We start from the raw sequence: 7,709 nt of genomic DNA, 5'->3' as shown, positions 1-7,709 counted from the left end.
CCGAACAGCCTGCCGTTCTGGGATGCTGCCCAAATCGAACCCTCTCCGATACCGACCACGGGTATTTCAAGCTCGTTGCTCAGTTCACGCCGCCCGGGGTCGCCCACTGCCGCGACGATGACGACCACCACATTCGAGCCATCACGACTGCCCAAGTATCGGTGCACGGCATCTTGAACATGCTTCACGGAAGCTTCCAAGCTCTCAGGCTCAACAAGCATTCTCGGACCATGGAGGGCAGTCCTGCCCACAACTTCCAGGCCCGCCGGGGATAGTTCAGCAGCAGCCAGCTCCGTCATCATGCGCGTGGTCGAGGCGTTTGTGTTGGGATTGACGATCAGGACAGCAGGATGATCAGTGGACATAGCGGCTCTCAGGGTTTCCAGAAGACTCAGCTGTTGATGCCCACGGTGAGCTCGGGATGGCTTTCGCCCGGCTCGCCGAGCTCGTCGACAATTCGGTTGACCAAGGGTTGGAGGAACAGCCGTCCGAACTGGCGCACGATCGTCGTGACCGTCTGCTCGGTCACGCTGCGATCCGTTGACGCCAACCCGCTTCCACGCAACGCCCGCGTCTGTTCCGCCGTCAACGTCACGAGCCTGCTCAGCACGTCCCCTGGCTGGCCTGTACCGGTCAACAGTGAACGGCGCAGGTAGTCAACAATCGTTGGGTTGGCTTGCAGCATCTCGGCCACGGCGGCGTCTCGAAGAGCGACAATCTGCCGAGCGCTGCCTGTCATCGTGGTTGACTTGAGTGTGTCAACGAACAGGCTCACGACGAAGGCGTCCACTGCTTCACGCAGCCCGTCCTTGGTACCAAAGTGGTGGGCGACGAGACCGACTGTCACATCTGCAGCTGTGGCGATGGCACGCATGGATGTTCCCTCCACACCGTGCCGGGCAAACAAACTGAGCGCGGCATTGCGGATTCGCGCCTTAGCGGTCAAGTCCTCGGGTGACCATGGAGTCGAAAGTGCCTCCGGCTTTGCATTCTTATCTGTCTTCACACTGTCATGGTAGACCACAGGGTATTGAACTAAAAGATTGAATGTTGTACAAATGTACAAACAGAAATTGAAGAAAGTGACAAGGAGCAGATGTGTCCAACCCACCTTTGGCAGGCGTCGTGATAGTCTCCGTCGCCATCAATCTCCCGGGCCCCCTCGCAGCGGCCAGACTGGTTGAACTTGGTGCGACGGTCATCAAGGTTGAGCCACCCCAGGGCGATCCACTCAAGAGCGCTGCGCCCGCATGGTATGACGAACTGACCGCCGGGCAGGACGTCATCCCGCTCGACCTCAAGGATCCCTCCAGCCGAACCCGGTTCGAGGAACTGCTGAAAGGGGCCCATGCGCTGCTCACTTCGATGCGCCCGTCAGCCCTTGCCAGGCTCAACCTGGTGGAGACCCTCCGGCACCGGGGCATCGCCCTCGTGGAAATCGTCGGGCACGATGGCGAACAAGCCGAGCAACCCGGCCATGACCTCACCTACCAGGCCGTGCACGGAACCCTCCTCCCCCCGGCTTTGCCACTCGTGCCGGTCGCAGACATACTCGGCGCCGAACGCGCCGTAGTGTCGACTCTCGCGGCCCTGCGCCAGCGGGACCATGGTGTCCGGGACGTGCACGAGAGAGTAGTCCTTGACGCGGCAGCCCACGCGGCTGCTGCCGGTGTCCGGCACGGGCTCACCTCCCCCGGCGCGGTACTGGGAGGTGCCACGCCGTCGTACGGCATCTACGCTACGGCAGACGGGTTCATTGCCGTCGCTGCCATCGAGCCACACTTTGCCGCCCATCTGGCTGCACATGTCGGGCATACGCGGGAAGAACTGACCCGGGAGTTCGCCTCCCGCCCCACCGCGCATTGGACGGAGCTGGGGCTGGCGCACGACATTCCCCTCGCCGCCGTCGTACTATCTGGCAATCCCGCCGCTGAACATACACTTGCCACCGCAGCAACCCAGGAGTAACCATGCCGGACCTTGCAGGAATCCTCGCCCGGACAGCACGCGGATGTCCCAACCGAATTGCCCTGAGCTTCGCGGGGGTGACCCACACATATGTCGAGCTTGACCGGCGTGTGAGCCAGCTCGCCAATGAGTTCATGGCCCGCGGCCTTGCCAAAGGCGACCGGCTCGTCCTCGTCTCAGGAAACAGCGACGCGTTCGTCATCGCGCTCTACGCGGGCCTGCGGGCAGGGGCGATAGTGGTCCCGGTGAACCCACGGTCCGCGCCGCCCGAGATCGACTACTTCCTGACCGACACCGACGCGAAGCTGCTGGTGTTCGGGCCCGAAGTTGCAGGGGCCATCTCCGCATGGAAGGCCTACGACGGGCGCCAAGGGGATGTCCCAACGCTGTGCCTCGGAGACGCTGCGGGTTACGAAAACGTCCTGGCCTGCTCGGGCGAACAGCCCACCGAGCCGCCCGCCGTCGAGGTTGCCGAAGACGACGACGCACTCATCATCTACACCTCCGGCACCACCGGGCGGCCCAAGGGGGCGCTGTTCGATCACCATCGCATCATTTGGGTGAGCATCAACTCCTGCGTCGGCTTCGGCTTGCGGGTCGGGGAACGGCTACTGCACGTGGCACCGCTGTTCCATTCCGCCGATCTGAACCTGGTGCTCATTCCGGGCATGATGCTCGGTGCCACGCACGTGATTTTGCCGGCATTCGACCCTGAAGCTGTGCTGGAGACCATTGAGAAGGAACGCATCGGGTTCTTCTTTGGCGTGCCCACCATGTACTCGTTCCTCATGCGCTCCCCCAGCCTCGCCACCCGGGATCTGTCCAGCCTGCGCATCTGCATGTACGGTGCGGCTCCCATGCCTGCCGGATTGGCGCAGCAGATCGTTGCGGCACTGCCCAACGCCTGGATTGTCCAAGCCTGCGGCCAGACCGAAGGAGGACCCGGTGGCATCCTGCTCACCCACGAGGAAGTGTTGGAGCGGCCCTCCGCGAGCGGACGCTTCGCCATTGCGAACACTGAAGTCCGCATTGTCGACGCCGACGGAAACGACATCGTCCCAGGCCAAGTGGGTGAGATGATCATGCGCGGCGAGACCATGATGAAGGGCTACTGGGGCAAGCCTGAAGCAACCGCAGCGGCCATCAGGGACGGCTGGGTCCACACCGGCGACCTGGCCCAAGTGGACGACGACGGGTACATCACGCTCGTGGACCGGATGAAGGACATGATCATCACCGGCGGCCACAACGTGTACTCCGCTGAGGTCGAAAACGCCTTGGCGGGCCACCCGGCGGTGGCCGACATCGCCGTCGTCGGCCGTCTGCACGAGGTCTACGGTGAGACCGTGGTCGCTGTGGTCACACTGACCGAGAACCAAGAGCTGACGCTAGCGCAACTCCGCGAATATGGCCATGACCGGATCGCCGACTACAAGCTGCCCCGCGAACTTGTCATCGCTGAGATTCCACGCAACCCGTCGGGGAAGATCCTCAAGCACCGCATACGCGATGTAGTTCGCGGCTGATTTACTCGCAGCTTATTCGACCATCCGATCCGCACACCTTGGAGAACATTCATGAGCCGCGAAGCAGTCTTAGTCAACGCCGTCAGGACACCTGTCGGCAAGCGCCGCGGCCAGCTGCGGGACTGGCATCCGGTGGACCTGCTCGCCCAGACACTTTCAACGCTGGTTGAACGCACGGGCATCGACCACGAGCGTCTTGCCGACGTGATCGCTGGGTGCGCCATCCAGAGCGGGGAGCAGGCCGGCAACGTGGCACGGTTCGGCGGGAACATTCCAGCCCAGGGACCCTCAGCGGAACTCATGGTCACCAAGTGGGGACTCACCCGTGCGCAACTCGATGGCTAGAGCATGCGCAGCCACCAACGGGCGGCGGCGGCATGGCCAACGCCACGATTATCGAGAGAATCTAAGCACCCATTCAAAGGAACATTCATGTCAATGACTTCACGACCAATTGTTTCCGGCTTTCCCTCCACCATGGGCGACGACGTCCAGCTCAAACGCGGCGCCAACGCATTGCGCTCACTCGGCGTGGGCCCGTCAACACGAGTGGGCACCATCGACTGGAACAGCCGCCGCCACTTTGAGCTCTACCGGGCCATCCCCGGGCTGGCTGCCGTCATGGTGCAGCTGAATCTGCGTCTGGGGCCTGAAGATCTCAGCTACGTGGACAGCGACAGCGGCACGTCGGTGACTTGTGTGGATGAATCGCTGCTGCCGTTGGCAGAAGCAGTGGCACCGTCCATGCCCGGCGTCACAACGTGGATCGTCATGAGCGACCAACCGATGAACGAAATCCACACGTCACTGCCCCTCGTCACCATGAAAACGGACAAGCCGAGTGTTCTGGCACGCCATTCCCCCGACGAACTTTTGGACCTCAAACGCAAGCAGGGCCTGCTGGTGTCCGGGGTGGACATCCGCCTCATCGACGGATACTGGCGCAGTGGTGACGTCGGGACCATCGACATGGAGAACCTGCTTCTGGGCCATCCGGGCATCGCAGAGGTGCCGTCGTCGAGCTCAACGACGTCCGTGCGCACCTCTCATCCGCCTTCGTCCCCTGGCAGCTGCGCGAAGCGATTGAGACTGTCGCCGAGATTCCGCGCACGAGCGTTGGAAAGTTCAACAAGTTTCGCATCCGGAACGAACACGCCGCAGTCTACGCAGGTACGTCGGTTGCCGACTGATGCCCCCATGCCCACTTCAAAGAAATATTAGGAGTACCTCATGATTTTGGACGACTACCGCTCACCATGGCGCACCGAAGAACTCGACGACCTCCGGGCCATGGTCAGGACCTTCATGAACAAGGAGTCCGCTCCCCACCATGCCCGTTGGGCGCAGCAGCATGGCGTGGACCGGGATTTTTGGAAGCAGGCAGGTGAGGCCGGGCTGCTGTGCATCAGCATCCCGGAGGAATACGGCGGCGGCGGGGGCACATTCGCCCACGAAGCAGTAATTATGGAAGAACAGGCCCGCATCGCGGACACCGCATGGGCGAACGTTGTGCACAGCGCCATCGTGGCGCACTACATTGCCGCTTTCGGCACGGAGGAGCAGAAACTGCGCTGGCTACCGGGCATGGCATCCGGGGAGCTTGTCGGTGCCATTGCGATGACTGAGCCCACAACAGGGTCCGATCTGCAGAGCATTCGCACCAGGGCACGGCAGGATGGAGACAGCTATGTGGTCAACGGCTCCAAGACGTTCATCTCCAACGGAACCCACTGCGACCTGGTCATCATTGCAGCACGCACCAGCGAGGAGGCCGGTGGCAAGGGAATGTCACTCATCGTCGCCGAAACGGACGGGCTTGCAGGCTTTCAGCGTGGCCGGGTGATGGAGAAGATCGGCATGCACGGCCAGGATACCCGCGAGCTGGCCTTCGTGGACATGCGCGTCCCGGCCAGCAATGTGTTGGGCGGGGTCGAAGGACTCGGATTCATCCAGCTGATGCAGCAACTCCCCCAGGAGCGGCTTGCAATCGCTGTCGGGGCGGCTGCAGAGTGTGAGTTCGCTGTTCGCGAGGCAACGGCGTACGCAAGCGACCGGGATGCGTTCGGGAAGAATCTGCTGGCCTTCCAAAACACCAGGTTTGTGCTGGCCGAGTGTGTTGCAGACAGCCTGGCCGCCCGCACCCTCGTGGACCACTGCATCGCACAGCACGTCACCGGCGATCTCGATGCGGCCACCGCGTCCCTCGCCAAGTTCTGGTGCACCGACATGCAGAACAAGGTGGTGGATCGGTGCCTCCAGATCTTCGGCGGCTACGGCTACATGACCGAGTACCCCATTGCCCGAAGGTTCGCCGCTGCGCGAGTTCAAAAGATCTACGGCGGCACCAACGAGATCATGAAGGAACTTGTCGCCCGGTCGTTATGACTCCGAGGAGGATGTTCCTAACGAACGTCCTCCAGCTTGGGAGTGGTGCCACCGGCAATCCTGGCCAGCACCTGCCGGTAGTCCAACTGGCCCAGCGTGGCCGGTATGATCTCGTCCCAGTTCCGTGGTGCGGCCACGGTTGGCCGGGCCCGGCCGCGCAGGGAGTAGGGAACCACCGTCGTCTTAGCAGGCCAGTTCTGGCTCCAGTCGATGAACACCTTTCCGCGCCTCAGGGCGCGGCCCATCTGGCTGACCACCAAGTCCGGGTGGTCAGCTTCCAGCGACAGGGCCACGCCGTGCGCCAGGTGCGCAACGTCGTCGGAGGTCCTTTTCCCGTCAAGCCCGGCGTAGAGATGGATGCCTTTGCTGCCGCTCGTGACAGGCAATGAGCGCAAGCCACGCTGGTCCAGTGCGTCCCGTGCCAGAAGTGCGACGGCGGCACACTCGGCCAGGCCGCCGCCGTCCCCCGGGTCCAGGTCAAGCACCAGGCGGTCCGGGTTTTGCGGTGCACCTGCGTCGTCGAACCTCCATTGCGGCACGTGGATCTCCAACGCCGAGATCTGGGCCAGCCACACCAGAGTGCGGGCGTCGTTGACGAGCGGATAGTCGTTGTCGTGGTCCTTGTGGTGCATGGTCCGGCGCTGAACCCACTGCGGCGTAGCGGAGTCGAGGTTCTTTTGAAAGAAACTCTTTCCGGGCTCGGCAGCCGTCCCAACCCCCTGCACCCAGCGCTTTCTGGTGGCCGGGCGGTCCCTTGCCCAGGGGATCAGCACGGGGGCTGCCCGCAGGTAGTACATGGCAACGTCGTGCTTGGTTGTCCCGGTCCCGGGGTACAGGATCCTGCCGGGATGACTCAGCGTGACTATTTCACCGTCAACAGCCACGTCCTGCGTGTTCACACCAAACCCGGCCCGCCGTCGCCTTCGCCACTTGATGCCTCCTCGGAGCCCAATGGGTTCATGACCAATACCGGACACTGGGCATGGGACACGCATGCCTGGCTGACGGAACCCAGCAGAAGTCCCCTAAACCCTCCTCTGCCCCGCCGTCCCACCACCAGCATTTCGGCACCATCGGCCGCCTCCACCAAGGTTTGCCTGGGCAGGCCCTGGACCAGCCGAGTAGAGACGTTTTCGGGTGTTGGCTCTCCAAAAGCCTTGCGGATGGTTTCGTCGAGGAGCTTCTGGGCTCCATCTTCAAAGTCCACCGTCCCCAGGGCATAAGGCAGGGCCAGTGCCGCGGGCACGCTCCAGCAGGCAATGGCTTCAACGCGTGCACCGGTTGCCGTGGCGATGCGTTCGGCCCGGCGCAGTGCCGCGATGGAACCATCGGAGCCGTCCACGCCGACCACTATGCGCTGCATTCCACCGTCAGTGTTCATTTGTTGTTCCTTTGTTCGCTGGGTTTCCGTTGAGCGTTTCTGGTTCCCATGCTGACTCAGCCGGCACGTTGTGTCTAGGGTCAAAGGACACCGTTCCGGCCCAAGCCGGCATGGGTTGGGCGCCAGTCAGGGCAGCCCGATGCCTTCTACCTGAAGTGCACGATTGGGGTCTTTGGACCATGGTGTTCCCGGAGGCGCTGGGCGAGCATGGAATCGTCCAGCACTATTGATGACTCGGCACCAAAATCTTGACAAGGATGATGTTATGCCCGTCCGCAACGACCAAGCACGCATCCCTGCGCGACATAAACGGCTGGGGATCAGAATGACAGCCACTCAACACAGGGCCGGCGAACTACTCAGTTTGCCCGGCACTCCAGCGGTGCTGGAGAATGGCCTCTCCAGACTGCCCCGGCAGCCGAATGGCCCTACCGAAGCAACCCCGCCGG

Annotated in this window: 9 protein-coding genes; 5 read left to right on the top strand and 4 right to left on the bottom strand. The window is 62.7% G+C overall.

Translation table 11 applies throughout. The features are described 5' to 3' along the window. A partial coding sequence (locus Q4P21_RS07585) for an aspartate/glutamate racemase family protein (protein ID WP_303388183.1) occupies positions 1-365 on the bottom strand: 365 nt, incomplete at its 3' end. Positions 366-391: 26 nt separating this feature from the next. Further along, complete coding sequence (locus tag Q4P21_RS07580; protein ID WP_303388182.1) at positions 392-1,006, bottom strand: TetR/AcrR family transcriptional regulator; 615 nt, start codon at positions 1,004-1,006, stop codon at positions 392-394. Positions 1,007-1,098: 92 nt separating this feature from the next. Here Q4P21_RS07580 and Q4P21_RS07575 point away from each other — a divergent pair, with 92 nt between their 5' ends. The 5 genes from Q4P21_RS07575 (at position 1,099) to Q4P21_RS07555 (ending at position 5,879) form a co-directional block, all read left to right on the top strand. Beyond that, positions 1,099-1,968 carry a CoA transferase gene (locus tag Q4P21_RS07575; RefSeq protein ID WP_303388181.1) on the top strand — a complete coding sequence of 290 codons (870 nt, stop codon included), beginning with the start codon at positions 1,099-1,101 and terminating at the stop codon, positions 1,966-1,968. 2 nt (positions 1,969-1,970) lie between these two features. Next, positions 1,971-3,494, top strand: a complete 1,524-nt coding sequence (locus Q4P21_RS07570; protein ID WP_303388180.1) for a long-chain fatty acid--CoA ligase — start codon at positions 1,971-1,973, stop codon at positions 3,492-3,494. A gap of 51 nt (positions 3,495-3,545) precedes the next feature. After that, positions 3,546-3,839, top strand: coding sequence for a hypothetical protein (locus Q4P21_RS07565; RefSeq protein WP_303388179.1), 294 nt, complete (start codon positions 3,546-3,548; stop codon positions 3,837-3,839). 93 nt (positions 3,840-3,932) lie between these two features. Then, a complete protein-coding gene (locus Q4P21_RS07560; RefSeq protein WP_303388178.1) occupies positions 3,933-4,715 on the top strand; it encodes an AMP-binding protein in 783 nt (260 codons plus the stop codon). Positions 4,716-4,724: 9 nt separating this feature from the next. Then, positions 4,725-5,879, top strand: a complete 1,155-nt coding sequence (locus tag Q4P21_RS07555) for an acyl-CoA dehydrogenase family protein (protein WP_303388177.1) — start codon at positions 4,725-4,727, stop codon at positions 5,877-5,879. A 17-nt stretch (positions 5,880-5,896) separates the two neighbouring features. Here Q4P21_RS07555 and ligD read toward each other — a convergent pair whose 3' ends face one another. Both ligD and Q4P21_RS07545 read right to left on the bottom strand, forming a co-directional pair. Continuing rightward, entirely contained in the window at positions 5,897-6,778 is an 882-nt protein-coding gene (gene ligD / locus Q4P21_RS07550) for a non-homologous end-joining DNA ligase (protein WP_369598873.1), read from the bottom strand. Continuing rightward, complete coding sequence (locus Q4P21_RS07545) at positions 6,775-7,260, bottom strand: universal stress protein (protein ID WP_303388176.1); 486 nt, start codon at positions 7,258-7,260, stop codon at positions 6,775-6,777. The genes ligD and Q4P21_RS07545 overlap by 4 nt, the downstream gene beginning before the upstream one ends. Between the last annotated feature and the right edge of the window lie 449 nt (positions 7,261-7,709).

Source organism: Arthrobacter sp., from assembly GCF_030540645.1.
GTDB lineage: Bacteria > Actinomycetota > Actinomycetes > Actinomycetales > Micrococcaceae > Specibacter.
Note: the sequence above shows the minus strand (reverse complement) of the source record. Positions and strands in the feature narration are given on the sequence as shown.